General features: G+C 31.9%; 17 protein-coding genes, 1 riboswitch and 1 other annotated feature. All 17 genes read right to left on the reverse strand.

Annotated elements, in window-relative coordinates; translation table 11 throughout:
* Window positions 1-25: 25 nt before the first annotated feature.
* On the reverse strand, window positions 26-958 hold the full coding sequence (hemC, locus tag HMPREF3265_RS02445) for a hydroxymethylbilane synthase (protein WP_070441115.1): 933 nt from the start codon (window positions 956-958) through the stop codon (window positions 26-28).
* 30 nt (window positions 959-988) lie between these two features.
* Complete coding sequence (gene ccsA / locus HMPREF3265_RS02450; RefSeq protein WP_070441118.1) at window positions 989-1,801, reverse strand: cytochrome c biogenesis protein; 813 nt, start codon at window positions 1,799-1,801, stop codon at window positions 989-991.
* 21 nt (window positions 1,802-1,822) lie between these two features.
* Window positions 1,823-3,169, reverse strand: a complete 1,347-nt coding sequence (hemA, locus tag HMPREF3265_RS02455; protein ID WP_070441121.1) for a glutamyl-tRNA reductase — start codon at window positions 3,167-3,169, stop codon at window positions 1,823-1,825.
* Window positions 3,170-3,339: 170 nt separating this feature from the next.
* Window positions 3,340-3,927 carry a ribosome biogenesis GTP-binding protein YihA/YsxC gene (yihA, locus tag HMPREF3265_RS02460; protein ID WP_070580861.1) on the reverse strand — a complete coding sequence of 196 codons (588 nt, stop codon included), beginning with the start codon at window positions 3,925-3,927 and terminating at the stop codon, window positions 3,340-3,342.
* Window positions 3,928-4,144: 217 nt separating this feature from the next.
* A complete protein-coding gene (clpX, locus tag HMPREF3265_RS02465; protein ID WP_033080133.1) occupies window positions 4,145-5,407 on the reverse strand; it encodes an ATP-dependent Clp protease ATP-binding subunit ClpX in 1,263 nt (420 codons plus the stop codon).
* Window positions 5,408-5,564: 157 nt separating this feature from the next.
* A complete protein-coding gene (tig, locus tag HMPREF3265_RS02470) occupies window positions 5,565-6,869 on the reverse strand; it encodes a trigger factor (protein WP_070860968.1) in 1,305 nt (434 codons plus the stop codon).
* Between the two features lie 158 nt (window positions 6,870-7,027).
* Window positions 7,028-7,951: a hypothetical protein gene (locus HMPREF3265_RS02475; protein ID WP_070485020.1), complete on the reverse strand. Its 924-nt coding sequence runs from the start codon at window positions 7,949-7,951 to the stop codon at window positions 7,028-7,030.
* Window positions 7,952-7,963: 12 nt separating this feature from the next.
* A complete protein-coding gene (locus tag HMPREF3265_RS02480) occupies window positions 7,964-8,572 on the reverse strand; it encodes an NUDIX domain-containing protein (RefSeq protein WP_070860969.1) in 609 nt (202 codons plus the stop codon).
* 285 nt (window positions 8,573-8,857) lie between these two features.
* Complete coding sequence (gene rplT / locus HMPREF3265_RS02485) at window positions 8,858-9,214, reverse strand: 50S ribosomal protein L20 (RefSeq protein WP_011275545.1); 357 nt, start codon at window positions 9,212-9,214, stop codon at window positions 8,858-8,860.
* A gap of 54 nt (window positions 9,215-9,268) precedes the next feature.
* On the reverse strand, window positions 9,269-9,469 hold the full coding sequence (gene rpmI, locus HMPREF3265_RS02490) for a 50S ribosomal protein L35 (protein ID WP_002448990.1): 201 nt from the start codon (window positions 9,467-9,469) through the stop codon (window positions 9,269-9,271).
* 27 nt (window positions 9,470-9,496) lie between these two features.
* Window positions 9,497-10,024 (reverse strand): translation initiation factor IF-3, encoded by a 528-nt coding sequence (gene infC / locus HMPREF3265_RS02495; protein WP_029376631.1) that lies wholly within the window; start codon window positions 10,022-10,024, stop codon window positions 9,497-9,499.
* A 22-nt stretch (window positions 10,025-10,046) separates the two neighbouring features.
* Window positions 10,047-10,173, reverse strand: a sequence feature (ribosomal protein L20 leader region).
* Between the two features lie 63 nt (window positions 10,174-10,236).
* On the reverse strand, window positions 10,237-11,730 hold the full coding sequence (locus HMPREF3265_RS02500) for an amino acid permease (protein WP_070441136.1): 1,494 nt from the start codon (window positions 11,728-11,730) through the stop codon (window positions 10,237-10,239).
* A gap of 159 nt (window positions 11,731-11,889) precedes the next feature.
* Window positions 11,890-12,065: riboswitch (Lysine riboswitch) on the reverse strand.
* A 48-nt stretch (window positions 12,066-12,113) separates the two neighbouring features.
* Window positions 12,114-14,051, reverse strand: a complete 1,938-nt coding sequence (gene thrS, locus HMPREF3265_RS02505) for a threonine--tRNA ligase (protein WP_070441139.1) — start codon at window positions 14,049-14,051, stop codon at window positions 12,114-12,116.
* Between the two features lie 303 nt (window positions 14,052-14,354).
* The gene (gene dnaI / locus HMPREF3265_RS02510) at window positions 14,355-15,275 is read right to left on the reverse strand and encodes a primosomal protein DnaI (protein WP_053024752.1); all 921 of its coding nucleotides are present in this window, start codon (window positions 15,273-15,275) and stop codon (window positions 14,355-14,357) included.
* Window positions 15,276-16,661 carry a replication initiation and membrane attachment family protein gene (locus tag HMPREF3265_RS02515; protein ID WP_070441142.1) on the reverse strand — a complete coding sequence of 462 codons (1,386 nt, stop codon included), beginning with the start codon at window positions 16,659-16,661 and terminating at the stop codon, window positions 15,276-15,278. It lies immediately after the preceding gene.
* Window positions 16,662-17,132, reverse strand: a complete 471-nt coding sequence (gene nrdR, locus HMPREF3265_RS02520; protein WP_037551021.1) for a transcriptional regulator NrdR — start codon at window positions 17,130-17,132, stop codon at window positions 16,662-16,664.
* A 254-nt stretch (window positions 17,133-17,386) separates the two neighbouring features.
* The gene (gene gap / locus HMPREF3265_RS02525; protein WP_070860970.1) at window positions 17,387-18,412 is read right to left on the reverse strand and encodes a type I glyceraldehyde-3-phosphate dehydrogenase; all 1,026 of its coding nucleotides are present in this window, start codon (window positions 18,410-18,412) and stop codon (window positions 17,387-17,389) included.
* Window positions 18,413-18,435: the final 23 nt, after the last annotated feature.

An 18,435-nucleotide genomic window follows, 5' to 3' on the forward strand; every position in this document is an offset into this window, starting at 1 on the left:
TTTCATTACACCTCAACAATATGGTTTAATGCGCTTGTTCTTCATTTAGTTTTTTGATTATTTCATAGGCACCCTGCTCTTTTAAAACACGGCTGACTGTTTCACCTAAATCAACAGGATTTTTACCAACTTCTGTGTGCTCATATCTCTTTGTACCGTCTGGAGTCATAATTAACCCAGTAAATTCAATTTCACCATTCTCCTTATTAGTTGCATACCCTCCAATAGGTACTTGACAACTACCATCCATAGCTGAAAGGAATGTTCTTTCAGCTATAACACAATTCGCTACTGCTTGATTATGAACTTTACTTAATAATTCCAATAGTTCGACATCATCACTACGACACTCTATACCTAATGCACCTTGTCCAATAGCTGGTAATAAAATATCTTTGTCCAGATATGTCGTTACAATATCATCTGACCAACCCATACGTCTAAGTCCTGCAGCAGCTAAAATAATTGCATCATAATCTTCTGTTTCTAATTTTTTAAGTCGAGTGTCAATATTTCCTCTTATCCATTTAATTTCTAAGTTTGGATATTTAGATAAAATTTGAGCACCACGTCTTAATGAACTCGTACCAATAATACTACCATCCGGTAATTCATTTAAAGGTATATGATTATTAGAAATATAAGCATCAAATGGAACTTCTCTATCAGGTATGCAACCTATTGTTAAACCTTCAGGAATGATACTTGGTACATCTTTAAGTGAGTGTATTGCCATGTCAATTTCTTTGTCAAAAAGTTCTTGTTGGATTTCTTTAACAAATAGTCCTTTACCGCCCACTTTAGATAATTGTTTATTTACGATGCGGTCACCTTTAGTGACAATCTCCTTAATTTCTATTTCAAGGGTTGGATCCACCGCTTTTAACTTATCTATAAATTGTTGACTCTGAGTTAAGGCAAGCTTACTTCTACGTGAGCCTACAACCAATTTGCGCATAATTGTTGCCTCCTAATGACATTTGAAATTTTAAGTGAAATGTGTTGTGAAAAATAGATTAATCATGCATAAGCAAAATAACATAATATTAAAGTAAATTAAATAAATTGTTTTAAACCATCGATTAATACGACTTAGTAGATAAATAGCGTAAAAAATTGTAATAATAGAAGATAGTACTACTTTAGGGTCAGCAAAAATACTATGTCCAATTGCATAGACACCCCACTGTGCGCCTAAAATAATACTCAAAATTAAAATAATGAAACCACTTAAAGATGAATAAAACACAACCGTTTCAAGTGTGGCTACGCTACCAATTCTAAAGTATTTTTGATCAAAATTCTTTTCCCTTAAATTGCGGTATTGAATAATATAAAGTAATGAATTTACAAAAGCTAATGCAAAAAGAGCATAACTTAATACCGCTAAGCCTATATGCACTAATAACAATTCATTTATAACTGTAATACGTTGCACATTTGTTGAGTAATGTTCAGGTTGAAAAGTATTCATCATCAATAATATAAATCCAATAACATTGAGAAAGAATACTGAAAAACTTAATACTTTAACTACATTTAAAACCAGTGCTATACATATAATTATCCATGATAAAAAGAAAAATACATCAAATAATGAACTCACCGGAATTTGATTATGCGAAGTGATATAAACAGACAAAGAGATTGTTTGCAATATCCAAACAATCCCTAATGTATAAATTCCTAATTCTCTAATTTTATGACTCTTTTTAACGAAATCTATAAAATAACAGAGAATACTAATTAAATATATAATTAATATTATTTCATGAAATCTAATAAACAGGGTCTCTTGCATATTATCACCATATTAATATGCTTATTCAAAACTAAAGATGTGACGGATAGAAACTTCTTTTTCTTTTTGTGCTTTACGAGCTTTAATATCCTCGTAAGGGTCTGCAGCATCAATATCAAATATGTTTTGAAATAGCTCTAATTTTTCATTACTTCTCTTATCATTACTCAATTCTTTGGCCTGTTTTATTGGATCTTTCAACATTTGATTAATAATACTTTTAGTATGTTTCGAAATGATTGTACGTTCTCTATCACTAAGATCAGGTAGCTTTCTATCAATACTATCCATTGTTTCTGACTGGATTGTCATTGCTTTTTCACGCAATGCTCTAATTACAGGTACAACACCTAACATATTTACCCAATCATTATGAGCCTGGACTTCATCAGGAATCTGACTTGCTATAAAGTCAGCTGCCATCTGACGTTCTCGCAAGTTAGCATCAACTAAACCTTTAAGATCATCCACGTCATAGCTGAAAATATTTTCGCTGATATTAACATTTGGTTCGATATCTCTAGGAACCGCAATGTCTATTAACAATAATGAAGAAGCTTTTCTATTAAGATTGACCGACTCAATCATAGATTTTGTAACAATAAAATCTGGCGAACTTGTTGAACTGATAACAATATCAGCATTAGTCAAAAGAGTTGGTAATGACTCAAGTTTATTATAATTTACGTCGTGCTTCGTTGCTAATTTATACGCATTAGTTTCAGTTCTATTAACGACAGTAATATCATCAATGCCACAACCTAATAAATTTAAGAGTGATAATTCACTCATTTCCCCTGCACCTATAATAATAGCTCGTTTACCTTTTAGTTTACCAAATACCTTTTTAGCTAATTCAACTGCTGCATATGAAACACTCACAGCATTATCTGCTATGTCAGTCTCATTATGAGCTTTTTTAGCGAAAGTAATAGCCTGTTTAAATAAATGATTAAAAATTGTACCAGTTGTTTGAATGTCTTGAGCTAAAAAGAATGCATCTCTCATTTGTCCAAGAATTTGAGTTTCACCTAATACAATTGAATCTAAGCCAGAAGTGACTCGCAGTAAATGTTCAACTGCTTCGTCCCCCACTTTAACTTCTGACATATTTTTTATATCATCTACATCAAATCCAAATGAACGCGCTAAAAATCTTTGAATATAGTAACGACCTGTGTGAATTTGATCAACAATAGCATATACTTCAGTACGATTACATGTAGATAAAATGACGTTCTCTAAAATAGATTTAGTTTCGAACAAATCTTCATGGGCTAATCGCAAGGCATCATCTCTAAAAGCTACTTGCTCTCTAAGTGCTACATCAGCAGTGCGATGATTTATACTTATAGCAATAAAATGCATTTATAACGCCCTCCAAATACTAACAATACTGATATTATAACACATTATTTAATGATTTTAAGTTGATTGCTCAAACAAATTAGAAAGATTCTAATTTGAAGTCAAAATTTTGACACTTATCCCATTAAAAAATCTAAACAGAAGTTTGACCCCTGCTTAGATTAAAATAATTATAAATAATCAGCAATTAAATCCCATATTTGTTGCTGCTTTGTATTTTGAATTGATGAGTAACTAATAATCGTATCATCTGGATCTAAATCTAATTTCTCTTTAATATTTTTAATATGCTTTTGAATCTTACCCTTTGCAATCTTGTCCTCTTTAGTACAAATAACTAGTGTAGGTATATCAAAATGTTTTAAGTAATTATACATTAAAACATCATCTTCAGTTGGATTGTGTCGTAAGTCAACTAGTTGAATGACTAGCTTTAAACTCTCTCTCTTAGTCAAATATTCTTCAATCATTTTACCAAATTTCTCGCGTTGTGATTTACTCACTTTTGCATAGCCATATCCAGGGACGTCGACAAATATTAATTGATCATCAATATTAAAGAAATTTAATGTTTGTGTTTTACCTGGTTGTTGCGACGTGCGAGCCATATTTTTTCTGCCAATCATACTATTAATGAAAGAAGATTTACCAACGTTTGAACGTCCACTTAATGCCACTTCAGATAAACCTGTATCAGGATATTGAGCCTCTTGTACAGCACTTATAATCAAATCAATGTTATTAGGATTAATATTCATAAATTATCCTCTCTTTTGTAATTAAATTTAACTGTTTCATTATAATATATATTTCATTATATCTAAATAAGCAATTTTTTAATTAAAAAAGGAGCAGAACAGAATTCAAATAGAATTCGATGTTCCACTCCAACTTTAATTGTTTATAGGATCTAAAAAACATTTCACTTGTTCGGCGCAATCTTTACAGAGCGTACTCAAACTTAAATAACTTATATTATGCTGATGTTTTACTATCATTCAATAAGTTACCTTCAGAATCGTATAATTCTGGGTCAACTTCATCATTAATTGTTTTATCAGTAATAACAACTTTAGTTACGTCTTCTGATGAAGGAACATCATACATAATATCGATTAATGCTTCTTCAATAATAGAACGTAATCCACGTGCTCCTGTTTTACGCTCAATAGCTTTCTCACTTACCGCAGCTAATGCTTCTTCGGTAAATTCTAACTCAACATTATCAAGTTCTAACATTTTAGTATATTGTTTTACTAAAGCGTTCTTAGGTTGCGTTAAAATGTTTTTAAGCGCTTCTACATCTAATGTTTCTAAGTTAGCAACTATTGGCACACGACCAATAAACTCAGGAATTAAACCATATGATTGTAAATCTTCTGGGCGAATTTGTTCTAACAATGCTTCCTCATCGTATTTATCCGCTTCATTACTTGCAAATCCAATCACTTTTTCTCCTAAGCGACGTTTAATTACTTCATCGATGCCATCAAAAGCACCACCTAGAATGAATAAGATATTTGTTGTATCAATTTGTATTAATTCTTGGTTGGGATGTTTACGTCCACCTTGTGGGGGCACACTTGCAGTCGTACCCTCTAAAATTTTAAGTAAGGCTTGTTGAACACCTTCACCAGATACATCACGCGTAATTGATGTGTTTTCAGATTTTCTAGCAATCTTATCAATTTCATCAACATAGATAATCCCTTTTTCAGCTTTATCAATATCGAAGTCAGCTGCTTGAATTAATCGTAGTAAAATATTTTCTACATCGTCACCAACGTAACCTGCTTCAGTTAAACTTGTAGCATCTGCAATAGCAAATGGAACGTTTAAAGTTTTAGCTAATGTTTGTGCTAATAATGTTTTACCGCTACCAGTTGGTCCTATTAAAGCAATATTACTTTTTTGTAATTCAACTTCATCTTCATTAGGTCCTAATTGTTGGATACGTTTATAGTGATTATATACGGCAACTGCTAAAGATTTTTTAGCTTTTTCTTGACCAATAACATATTCATTTAAATGATCCATAATTTCTTTCGGTGTAGGCAGTTCAGTAAACTCTTCAGAAGTCGTTTGAGCTAATTCTTCTTCTACAATTTCTGAACATAGTTCGATACACTCATTACAGATATATACGCCACTTCCTGCGACTAATTTCTTAACTTGGTCTTGGTCTTTACCACAGAAAGAACATTTTAAATTTTCTTCATCTTCATTGAATTTAAACATTCATTTACACCTCTATTCTTAAACGACTATACTAGATAGCATTCTACAATGCAAATTCATGGTTAACAACTAAAATGCTTAAAATATAGAGTAGCAGGTTACATATATTGATGCACCTGCTACTTTAAATTTTAATTATTAATTTAACAATGAATTATTATTTATCTTCTTTAGTAGATTCAACGTATTTAGCATTGTCTCTAAGTAAGTCAATTACTTTTTGGATACGTACATCATTTTTAATAATGTCAGTATTACCTAAAGTATTTTTAATATCTTCAACTGAGATATTAAATTGTTTACTCATTTTTTCTAATTCTTTTTCGATATCTTCATCATTTGCTTCAATATTTTCTTTATCGGCAATAGCTGAAAGTGTTAAGTTTGTTTTAATGCGTTGTTCTGCATCATCTTTCATTTGTTCTCTTAATTGAGATTCATCTTGACCTGAAATTTGGAAGTAAGTTTGTAAATCTAATCCTTGTTGTTGGATTCTTTGACCAAATTCTTGAACCATACGATCTAATTCAGTGTCAATCATTGCTTGAGGAATATCGATTGTAGCATTATCAGTTGCTTTATTAATTGCTTCTTCTTTTTCAACATTTTCAGCTTCCTCAGCTTTTTGTTCTGATAAACGTTTGCGTAAGTTTTCTTTGTACTCATCAACACTGTTAGCATCTGAGTCTAATTCATTTGCAATTTCATCATCTAATTCAGGTACTTCTTTATATTTAATTTCATTTACTTTAGTTTTGAAAGTAGCTTCTTTGCCAGCTAATTCTTCAGCATGATATTCTTCAGGGAAAGTTACAACTACATCTTTTTCTTCACCTGTTTTAACGCCTACTAATTGATCTTCAAATCCAGGAATAAATGAGCCTGAGCCAATTTCAAGATCATAACCATCTGCTTGTCCACCTTCAAATTGCTCACCATCAACATAGCCATCAAAGTCAATGTTTACTGTATCTCCATTTTCAACAGCACCATCTTCTTTAACTACCATATCAGCTAAGTGTCCAAGGCTGTGGTCAATTGCTTCTTGTAAATCTTCATCAGTTAATTCTGAATCTTGTTTTTCTATTTCTAAACCTTTGTAATCACCTAATTGAACTTCAGGTTCAACAGTTACAGTAGCTTCAAATTCAAAATCTTTACCTTTTTCAATTTGTGTAACATTAATTTCTGGTTGAGCTACTGGATTGATTCCAGTTTCATCAATAGCTTCACCATATGCTTCAGGTAATAGAATATCTACTGCATCTTGATATAATGCTTCTACACCGAAACGTTGTTCAAAGATAGGACGAGGCACTTTACCTTTACGGAAACCAGGCACGTTAATTTGTTTAACTACTTTTTTAAATGCTTGATCTAATGCTTTGTCTACTTTTTCTGCTGGAACTGTAACTTTTAATAATCCTTCGTTACCTTCCTTTTTTTCCCAAGTTGCTGTCATGTATAAATACCTCCATGATTACATTTTTATTTTTTCAACTTCCCTATTATAGCACACGTCCTATACGGACACAAACAGTCTTTTATAGGGCTTAAAACACTTTTAAAATTCAATAATCTAACTTTAACGAATTAATTTAACAATATAAAATAATTTGCTCAAAGTTGACCATCAAGACTATTAATAAAATTTAATATTTTTACATTTCCTTTATTAGTTTGTATACCAATCATTGATTTAAAGTAAACATCATAACCAGTAATCCAATCATCACAGGTGTATAAATCGAATATATTGAGTGGATATAGTAATATAGCATGATTATTCATGGTATGTATTGCTTCATCAATGATATTGAGTGCTCCATTTTCTAGTTTATCAATTACTCGAGGAATTACTTGAGTTTTAAGTTCAGTATGTTCCAAACCATTAAGCTCATTAGGAATAACGTTAACTGTATAATTCATCTTGTTAATATTAATTGGTATATTGTAGCCAGCAAATCTTAAAAATTCTAGCATTAAACTTTTTAAATTATCTGCCTCAACCTCATTAGATAATAAAAAGGCTATAGTTTCTTTAAATTCATAATGCCCATTATCAATTAATTTAAGAACTAATTGTATTTGTTCATTCAAATTGAGTGTATTAAATTTAGCCAATGATTGGCTTGTGATATGTTTATCTTCATTGAGTTGAGATTGAGCATATTCTTTTAATGGAAATAACGCCATTCTTGTTTTGTGACTTTGAACTTCGTCTATAATTTGATTGATAACATTTACAGACTCATAATACTGACCTAAGCCATTTAACGCCTTGATATAATATAACATTAACTCATCATACGCTTGAATACCTCTTTTTAAAAGTACAATAGCTTCTTCTCTTAACTCCAAAAACGAATTCAAATGATATAACATATCACATTTAATTAAGGCTAATGTCTCATCTAGTTCAAATTGTGCTTCATAATCTTCAATTAATTGATATACCGTTTCGTAATGTTGACTGTTATGAGATGATTTAATATCTTTATACAATTTTTGCTGTAGTTTTGGAAAAGGGATGATGTCTGACATGTTGTATCCCTCCTATAAATCTTTTAAAATTAATGCACTCCATGTTTCAAATTCATCATAATTACCAATACGCTCTTTTTCTAACCATTGAATTTTTAATGTATCTGTTTCACGTACTTCAATATCATTTGAGTTAACTTTAATTTTAAAGACTACACCTATATGTACTTTACCCACATCGTTTGTATCATCATTTATAAAACCTATATATTCCAAATTCTGAGAATTAGCTTCTAATAAACCGACTTCTTCTTCTAGCTCTCTTTGAGCATTTACCCTTAAAACTTCATTTACAGAACTTGCGCCAATCACATCATTCATGTGTCCACCTACACCGATAGAAGATTGACCATGTAAACGTGACTCTCCACCACCACTTAATCTTTTGTATACTAATATTTCATTTTTCTCATTTTCTAAAAGACAATATGATATTAATTGTTTATACGAAGGATCTTCTTCCATATCTCCACGTCTTTTAACTTCATAATTAGAAAAAGTATTAAATATCGCTTTACCTTGTGGATCATTTTTAGTTAAAAAGCCGTTAAAAGCAATTGACTCTTGTTCAAAAAGGATATCTCTTGATACTACTATTATTTGTTCATCATATTTAGACATAATGTTCTCCTTACACTAGTTTCTTAATTAGCATTTTATCAAACTAAATCATTAAACAACAAATAAAAGTGCATAAATTAATAATGTCCTATTCACCTGATGGTTAAAATAAAAAAGGAGTGGAACAGAAATAATATTTTTAAAAATTCATTTCATCATCCCACCCCGACAAAGTTGTTTAGAATTAAAAACTTGTTACAAATGAAAATTTAATTCAAGCAACTGTTGCCAATATATAATTATAGCCTGAGACATTAGATTATGTCACAGGCTCGGAAAAGTTAATTATTTTAAAGCTTCTTTAGCTTTTGATACTAACTCTGCGAAAGCTTTTTCATCTGAAATAGCAACTTCAGAAAGCATTTTACGGTTAATATTGATGTCAGCTTTTTTCAAGCCATTCATTAATCTTGAATAGCTCATGTCATGTTGACGTGCAGCTGCGTTAATACGTGTAATCCATAATTTACGGAAATCACGTTTACGTTGACGACGGTCACGGAAAGCGTATTGACCTGATTTCATTACTTGTTGTTTTGCTACTTTATATAGTGTGTGTTTAGCACCGAAGTAACCTTTAGCTAATTTAATCGTTTTTTTACGACGTGCTCTTGTTACTGTTCCACCTTTAACTCGTGGCATATTAAATTCCTCCTTAGATATAACAATTAATTATCGTTCATTTATCAATTACAATTATTTTTTATAAGCTAATAATTGTTTTACTCGTTTCATATCGCTTTTAGAAACTAATTTAGCTTTACGTAATTTACGTTTTTGTTTAGTATTTTTATTTGCAAATAAGTGTGATGTGAAAGCTCTTGAACGTTTTAATTGGCCTGAACCAGTTCTTTTAACACGTTTAGCTGCTCCGCGGTGAGTTTTCATTTTTGGCATGATTCATTTCCTCCTAATAATAGTGAATTATTTTTCGTTAATAGGCGCTAACATGATAAACATTTGACGCCCTTCCATTTTAGGTTTCTGTTCAACAGTGGCAATATCTTTACATTCGTCAGCGAATTTTTCTAATACGCGCTGACCAATTTCCTTATGAGTGATTGCACGACCTCTGAAACGAATAGAAACTTTACATTTATCGCCTTTAGATAAGAATTTACGACCATTTTTCAACTTAGTTTGGAAATCATGTTCCTCAATAGTTGGACTTAGGCGTATTTCTTTAACATTGATAACTTTTTGTTTCTTTTTCATTTCTTTTTCTTTTTTCTGCTGTTCGAATTTGTACTTACCATAATCCATAATTCTTGCAACAGGTGGTTTAGCATTTGGTGCTACAACTACTAAATCTAATTCAACACGTTCAGCCATTTCTAATGCTTCTCGTTTTGATTTAACACCAATTTGGTCACCATTTTGGCCAATTAAACGTAATTCTTTAGCGCGAATCTTTTCGTTAACTTGCGTTTGATCTTTTGCTATGGTTGACACCTCCCAAAATTTTACGAAATTTTCCAAGCAAAAAGAGCGGACAAATTATGCCCGCTCTTCTCTCATACACATTTATGTGTGACATGATTGACCTGCCAACTGCTTTAAGCGTCGCTACAGGTGAGAAACGGGTGTTTCTACTTGGTACGTTTCGTATTCAACGTTAATAATCATATCAGTGTATATCATATAAGTCAACAATTATTTTAATATTAGTGATGTTTTACTTCATCCATTGAAACATCTTGTCTTAAATCTACATTATCTAATGGAATTATCTTCGTTTTATATCTCAATTTATGATAAATAAAGAATACTAAGAAAACTGGGATTCCCATATATGTGATAATGAAGCGATTTAAATCGAAATGACCTGTTTTAATAAAATCAACATCTTGCCCAATTATGACAATAACACAGAGCAAGCCTGCGAATATAGGACCGAATGGGAACCATTTAGCTTTATACTTCAATTCCCTTTTACTATGATGTTGTTTTTCGAAAGCTCTTCTAAATCTGTAATGACTAATTGCAATACCTACCCATGCGATAAAGCCAGTCATACCACTAGCAGCAACTATATACTCATATGCATCACCACTTAGTTTTTGCACTAAGAAAATAATAACTACTAAAATCGCTGTTCCAACTAGTGATAGATAAGGAACACCATATTTATTCGTTTTACCAAACGAACGAAAAGCTAATTTATCTTTACTCATCGAATAAAGCATTCGTGTTGAGGCATACATACCTGAATTACCTGCTGATAATACTGATGTTAAAATAACTGCATTCATAAATGATGCCGCAAAAGCTAACCCTGCATTTTTAAACACGAGTGTAAATGGAGAAGTCGCAATATTATCATCGCCACCCATCAATGCATTACTATCGTAAGGGATTAACATACCTATAACAAATATTGCTAATATGTAGAATAATAATATTCTCCAGAATACTTGTTTAATAGCTTTAGGTACAGCGCGTTCTGGATTTTCAGATTCTCCAGCTGTAATACCAATTAATTCTGTACCTTGGAATGAGAATCCAGCAACTAGGAAGACGCCTAGTATTGATAATAAACTCCCACCTAAGTTACCACCTAGTATTGGTCCGTCACCTTTCGTAAATGTCTCGAAACCTACAAATTCTCCACCCATAATACCTAGTATCGTTAAAAGACCAATAATGATAAAGATAATGACTGTTACAACTTTGATTAAAGCGAACCAATATTCACTTTCACCATAAACTCTAACAGATAAAGAGTTTAGTGCGAATATAATAACTAAGAATATACAACTCCAAACCCATGCTGGAATACCAGCCATAGGTGTCCAATATTGAATGACTTGTGCAGCAATGGTTACATCTGCTGCAACTGTAATAACCCAGTTAAACCAATAGTTCCAACCTAACGCAAATCCTAATGATGGATCTACAAAACGTGTTGCGTAAGTACTAAATGAACCAGACACTGGTAAATACGTTGCCATTTCACCTAAAGATGTCATGAGGAAGAATACCATAGCTCCAATAATCGCATATGCAATTAAAGCACCTAGTGCCCCTGCATCGTGTATTGCTCCCCCAGAGGTCATAAATAATCCGGTACCGATACAACCACCCATTGCTATCATAGAAATATGGCGGTCCTTCAGTCCTCTTTTGATTCCATCATCTTGATTTTCGACTTTTTTCATAGAAGCTCCCTTTCTTACAGTAGAGGCTAACTAAAATAGTTTTGTTGTGTTATGCGATGATTATGAACGCATTCAAATTATACTTCCAAATAGTTTATAATTCTTTAAAGCATAAAAAAATGGTTGCATACCTTTTGATATGCAACCATCTGCTTAATCTATGTCGGTAGCACATCACAAATTGTGACAGTACAGTTTCTATTCGATAACTGTCCCAACAAATGATAATTAAGGTTATCATTCATTTCGGCATCTTTACCTTCCACACTTTCAACATACGTTCCTTAATAACTTCTGAAGTGTTAATAATTAAAGACGCAACCTCTAACTCTTTTTTAATTAACTATATAGTAATATACATTAAGCTATCATTTTTATCAAGACTATCTATGTTTTTTCAAACGAATTTCATCTACTAAACTCCAAATAAATTCATCTTTTTCAACTGTTTCTTGATCTTGAGAACCGTATTTACGTACATTGACTTGATTGTTTTCAACTTCTTTATCACCAACAACTATTTGATAAGGTATTTTTTGCATTTGTGCTTCACGAATTTTGTATCCCATTTTTTCATTACGGTCATCAATTTCTACACGTACACCTTGTGATTTTAATTCATCTTGTAAATTTCTAGCATAGTCATAATGTAAGTCAACATTAACAGGTATTATTTCAACTTGTTTAGGTGCTAACCAAGTTGGGAATGCACCCTTAGTTTCTTCAGTTAAGAACGCTACAAATCGTTCCATAGTTGAAACTACGCCACGATGAATAACTACTGGACGATGATTTTCACCATCGCTACCGATGTATGTTAGTTCAAAACGTTCTGGCAATAAGAAATCAATTTGAGCAGTTGATAAAGTTTCTTCTTTACCCATAGCAGTCTTAACTTGAACATCCAGTTTTGGACCATAGAATGCTGCTTCACCAATTGCTTCAACATATGGTAATCCCATTTCATCGACTGCTTCTTTTAACATAGTCTCAGCTTTGTTCCACATTTCATCATCATCCATATACTTCTCTTTATCTTCTGGATCTCTGTAACTTAATCTGAATGTGTAATCTTCAAAGCCAAAGTCACTATATACTTCTTGAATCATGTTAACAACACGTTTAAATTCATCTTTAATTTGATCAGGTCTAACGAATATGTGTGAATCGTTTAATGTCATTCCACGTACACGTTGTAATCCTGATACAGCACCACTGGCTTCATATCTGTGCATAGTTCCTAATTCTGCAATACGGATAGGTAGTTCACGATAAGAATGAGGACGATTATTATAGACCATCATATGATGTGGACAATTCATAGGTCGTAATACCATTTCTTCTGTTTCGTCTAATTTCATTGGTGGGAACATATCATCTCTATAATGATCCCAGTGTCCAGAAGTTTTGTATAACTCTACATTTGCTAACACTGGAGTATATACGTGGTCATAACCCATACTTACCTCTTTATCAACTATATAACGTTCAATTTCTCTACGGATTGTAGCACCATTAGGCAACCATAATGGAAGACCTGCACCTACTAATTGATTGTTAGTGAAAAGCTCTAAATCTTTACCAATTCGACGATGATCACGCTCACGACGTTCTTCAAGCATCTCTAAATGTGCTTTCAAATCTTTTTTATCAAAGAATGCTGTACCATAAATACGCTGTAACATTTTGTTATTGCTATCCCCGCGCCAATATGCACCGGCAGTTGAAAGTAATTTAAATTCTTTGATTTTTGAAGTTGAAGGAACGTGTACACCACGGCATAAATCAGTAAATTCACCTTGTGAATATAAAGTAACACTTTCATCTTCAGGTATAGCGTCAATTAATTCCAATTTATAAGGATCATCTTTGAAGAATGATTTAGCTTCTTCTCTTGATACAACTTTACGTTCAATTTTATGATTTTCATCAACAATTTGTTTCATCGTTTTTTCAATTTTTTCAAAGTCATCTGACGAAACCTTTTCATCCATATCAAAATCATAATAGAACCCACCGTCTATAACAGGGCCAACTCCAAACTTAACATCCCCATATAAACGTTTTAAAGCTTGGGCCATTAAATGGGCAGTAGAATGACGTAAAACTTCAAGCGCTTCATCACTACCTGGAGTCACAATTTCAATTGAACCATCTTCTTCTAATGGTCTAGTTAAATCAACCATTTGATTATTATATTTACCAGCAACCGCTTTTTTTCTTAATCCAGGGCTAATTGATTGTGCAATTTCTTCAGTTGTTACGCCTTTATCAAACGCTTTCGAATTACCATCTGGGAATTGAACATTTATTTGATCCATTATAAAACCTCCATAAATAAATTCTAATTTCGTTGAAATAAAAAAACTCGCCCCTAAAAAAGGGACGAGTTCGTCGTGGTACCACCCTAGTTATTTAGCAATAGCTAAATATCTCTACTTAAGATAACGGTCTTGAGCCGGGCATTGATTACCAACACCTAATGATGAAGGAGTAATAATTTAATTTGTTAGCTAATCTCTCATCATTTATTAGCTCGCTGTATAACATGGATTAAATTATCATATCTTCAATTATTTCAACGATTAAGATTTATCTTAATTATACAATAGTTATTTTAAATTTCAATTGTTTCTTAAATTTTTACCATCCAAATAATATGGCGTTGATAAAGATTTAATTCTTTCAATAATTCTAGCAGCTTTTGTTTCTTCCGCACCTTCACGTGTGATAGATAAATGATGTTCTAGCTCATCAAAATTTAAATTGGATGAGAAAAACGTTGGTAGTTCTTGAACCATGCGATAGTGTAGTAATGGTCCAATTACTTCATCTCTAACCCAAGGTGTTACTTCTTCCGCACCTATATCATCTATCATTAATATATTTGCCTCTCGTATTCGTTGTAACTTTGTTTCATAACTACCATCTCTGAAACCACTTTTTAGCGTGCGAATATATTCAGGTAAATAAACAATCGTAGAAGCAACACTTTTAGCTTTAAGTTGATTGGCAATTGCACCTAGAATAAATGATTTCCCAGTTCCAAATGGACCGTGAATATACATTCCTTTTACATTTTCTCCATTAACTAATTTTTTACAGATATCATTTACATTTTTAGCAATAACTAATCGGTTCAAATCAGTGTCATAAATATCTTTCATCTTAGCGTTTAATGTATCACGTTGCATATGGTGTGATGTGATTAAGTGAGAATTAAATCTTTCTTCATCGTGTTTAATTTTGCAAGGGCACATATTATAACGTATTTTAATTCTATTATTGTCGATATATAATTCAGGTACATGACCTTTAACAAAGTTTGGACAATTTTCATAATCATGCCCATCATAATTTTTTTGTTGATCTTTATACTCTTGTAACACATTTAAGTCATTATCAATGATTTCATTGGTTAATTCAGATTGATGTTCATTTAAGAATGATTTAACATCAGGATCGTTGACGACTTGTTTTTTTATTTTAGCAATTCTTTTTTCTAAATCGCCATTTGATTTGATAATACTATTGAATGATTTCATTTAATCCTCCTCCCAATCGCGTTTTAATTGTTCACGAAACGCAGCTCTTTCCTTTTCAAACTGTTCTTGTTCTTCTTTAGTCGTTTCTTTATCAGTATTTTCTTGACCTCTATTTTTTAACCATTTAGGTGTTTTTTCTCTAGATACAATCTCACGTGATTTTGAATAACGTTTTCTTGATTGACGTTGGTCATTACCTTTATTTTCTGATTTTGATTCATTTGCTTTTAACGCATAGTTATATGCTTCTTTTGCAGTCTTAATACCTAATTTTTTCCAATTAGATGCGATTTCTAAAATATATGTTTTAGGTAGTTTCATCTCATTTTTTAGCATTACAAATTGTAAAAGAATATTAATTACACCAAAGTTTAATTTTTCTCTTTCAACTAACTCTTCAATCATTTTCTTTTGTTGAAATGTTGGTTCTGATTCTGACCATGACGCCAACATATCTATTGGACTTGTTTCCTCTAACAATTGAAACCAATCATCATTTGAAGTGGGTTGACTTGAAGACACAGATTGATTGTTACTATTCACTTCATTTTGATTACTAGCCTTAGTCTCTAGTTCAGGTAATTGTTGATTATGTTCAATTAAATAATACGAACGCGCATGCTTTCTCATTTCTTCGTATGATAATTGTTGATTACTTGTAATAGAATTTAATATAATTCGTTTCATAGCATCTTCTGTTAAACCATACAATGTAGCCAATTGAACAATTAAATCTCTAGCTTCTTTAGTTATAATTTCATCGCTAATAAAATGATGACGTAGCATTTCTTTTAAAATCTCAAAATCAAATGATACATTGGATAAATCTATACCATGATATGGTTTTTCTTTTTTTATTGATGAAGCATCAATAGTAACGCTTGAGTGTGGAATTTTAAAAACATCAGTAAACTTGCGAGTTACTTGTTGAAACCCACTTAAATCAAAATCATGCTTTTTAAAATAATTTTTTAAGCTTTTAAAACGTTGTTTATCGACTTGGTTATATAGATAAATTGATAACATAGGATCATTAAAAAATTGATAGGCAGTTGGTGGCTGTATCAATTCGTAAATAAAAAATGATTGTTGTTCATCATGCTTTACATATGTTTTAAATAAACCGATTGCTTCCAATAAATCCATATACTGTCTAAATTCTGATAAATTCATTTTCAATTCATTCATTATTGTGTAATGCGTTAATGTGTCATCACTATTCACGAATTGGTTCATAAAGTGATATGTACCTATCGCTTGCGCGCCAATTAATGGCATATACAATCTATTAAGTATTTCCAAATGATTATGATTTATTTGGAACTGACGATACACTTTAAAACCGTCATGTGGACTCAAACCATACTCATACGATTGTAAACTCATTTATATATCACTCCGTTTATTATCGTTCAAGATACCTTGCATTGATGCTAACAATTGATCAACATCTTTAAACTCTTTATAAACTGAAGCAAATCTCACATAAGAAACTTGATCGACATGCATCAACAGGTTCATAACATGTTCACCAATATCTCGTGAAGATATTTCAGTTTGTCCGCTATCACGTAGCTGCCATTCAACTTTATTAGTAATATCTTCTAATTGTTGATAACGTACTGGTCTCTTTTCACAAGATCTAACAAGACCATTTAAAATTTTCTCTCTTAAAAATTGTTCTCGAGTTCCATCTTTTTTTACTACAATTAATGGACTTACTTCTATATGTTCGAACGTCGTAAATCGAGTACCACAATTTTCGCATTCTCTTCTTCTTCTAATTGCATTTGCATCATCGGCATGTCTAGAATCAACTACACGCGAATGTGTTGAACTACATTTTGGGCATTTCATATCTTCACCCTCTTGAATAGATTATGATTTATTATACTATAAAAGCATTCTTGACAAAAGAAGTCTAATTCTCATTTAAATTAGACTAAAACAAAAGTATCTTAATAAGAATCTAGTTATATGCATAATATATTTCTTAAATGACAAGAATGTGTGAAAGTTTAAATACAAAATCACATAAAAATAAAATACGAGACTATCAAATCTTAGTCAAAAGATTTAACAGTCTCGTTTTAATTTATAGTGATATCTTCTTAGTTAGCCGTTGCAACATTTTCAGAGGCAATTAATTTAGCAATTTGTTGAGCAACTTCAACTACTCTATTTGAGTAGCCCCACTCATTATCATACCATGCAATCACTTTTACTTTATTATCATCCATCACAATTGTGTTTTGAGCGTCAATAACTGCTGAATTAGGATTTGTATTGAAGTCCATTGATACTAGTGGCGCGTCTTCTACATCAAGAATACCATCTAGGCTAGCATTTCTGAATGCATCATTGACTTGTTCAGCTGTAACATCTTCTTTTAAATCTACAACTAAGTCTACAAGTGACACGTTTTTAGTTGGCACACGTAAAGCTAAGCCATGCAATTTACCTTCTAATTCTGGAAGTACTTCTTTTAAAGCTTTAGCTGCGCCAGTTGAAGTTGGAATAATACTTTCATTACATGAACGTGCACGACGTAAATCTTTATGCGGATTATCAATATTATTTTGATCGTTAGTAATCGCATGTACTGTTGTCATAAGACCGTTAACGATGCCAAATTTATCATTAAGCACTTTTGCTACCGGACCAATGCAGTTAGTTGTACAAGATGCATTACTAAAAATGTCATATGTATCTACATCTAATTGGTTATCATTTACCCCTTTAACCACCATTTGTACATGGCCACCCTTAGAAGGACCAGTTAATAATACTTTTTTAGCACCTGCATTAATATGGCCTATTGCTTTATCTCCATGGTTAAATTTACCTGTAGCTTCAATTACAATATCAATGTCTAAGTCTTTCCAAGGTAAATTTTCAGGATTACGGTCAGAAACAAGTTTAATATCTTGTCCATCGACACGGATACCGTTCTCAATTGGTTCTACTTTTTTATCAAATCTACCATGAGTAGTATCATAATTTATTAGATGTGCAATTGTTTCAGGTGGATAGCTTGCGTTAATCGCTACAACGTTTAAATCTTCATTATGTAATGCGATTCTTAACACCATTCTACCTATTCTACCCATACCATTAATTGCAATATTTGTTGACATTTAAAGCACCCCTTGATCGTTTG

It is taken from the genome of Staphylococcus sp. HMSC62B09, from assembly GCF_001839115.1.
GTDB lineage: Bacteria > Bacillota > Bacilli > Staphylococcales > Staphylococcaceae > Staphylococcus > Staphylococcus haemolyticus.